This is a genomic window from Paenibacillus validus NBRC 15382 (assembly GCF_004000985.1).
GTDB classification, from domain to species: domain Bacteria; phylum Bacillota; class Bacilli; order Paenibacillales; family NBRC-103111; genus Paenibacillus_G; species Paenibacillus_G validus.
The window spans coordinates 1-979 of record NZ_BIMH01000125.1; the positions used below are offsets into that span (position 1 = coordinate 1).

General features: G+C 52.1%; 1 protein-coding gene. It reads right to left on the reverse strand.

What is annotated here, in order from left to right; translation table 11 throughout:
• Positions 1-19: 19 nt before the first annotated feature.
• Positions 20-979, reverse strand: a 960-nt coding sequence (locus tag PVA01S_RS26345; RefSeq protein WP_127610835.1) for a catechol 2,3-dioxygenase, incomplete at its 5' end; no start/stop codon positions are given.

Genomic DNA, 979 nt, shown 5'->3' on the forward strand with positions numbered 1-979 from the left:
TTACATGGTTGGGTCCGTACTATTTGTCCACTACCGGTGTGCCGTATGTATGGAATGTGGAGATCGTAGGCGTCAGCCAAGCCTGCCCTCTGGCGCGTTCTGCCTGGCTCCAGGTGATGGTCTCCGCATCCGGCGCATAAATGAAATAGCCTCCGGTACAGACCTCAATTCGGTTTCCGCCCGGCTCATAGCAGTACAGGAAGAAGGTTTGCTGAATCGCATGCTTTGCGGGTCCGCCTTCGATATAGATGTCATTGTCGATATAAATGTCTGCGGCCCGTAAGATTTCTTCCCGCGTATCAACGAGAAAGGCAAGATGGTGGAGTCTTCCCCGGCTGTTCGTGGAATCAACCGTGTAAACCAGCTCATAAGATTTCTGCCCCGAATACAGCCATGAACCGGCATGCTCCCCGCTGTCGAGCACAATCTGCTCGCTTACTTTCATACCCAAATGATCCTGCAGGAACTTGCTCGTCGGCTCGACTTTCTGTGCCAGATAATTGATGTGATCCAGCTGGCGGACGCCTACCCCGTTGCCGGTATATTTTTGCGGCTGGTTCTTCAGGATGGGGCGTAAATGTTCAGGCGCTTTATACTTTTCCGTTTCAAAGTAAAGCTCCATAGCATGCCCGTCGGGATCGCGAAATTGGTAGGACTTCCCATGACCGAAGTCGCCTTCACTCCAACCGATGCCATAACCGCTTTTGTCGATGGCCGCCGCACGCCGTTCCAGCGCTTGCGGCGATGTCGTGCGTATCGCGGTATGTCCGATCCCCGGTTCCTTGGACTCGGTCAATTTCATACAATAAGACTCATAATTCCCGAATCCGCGAAGAAATACAGATTGCCCCTCACGTGCCACTTCCTGCATACCCAGAATATTCGTGAAAAAGGCAACGCTTTCATTTGGCTTCGGCGTCAGCAGTTCAACATGCCCCAGATGCGCAATATCTCTGACCTGTTCGTTAAAAGTATCCAT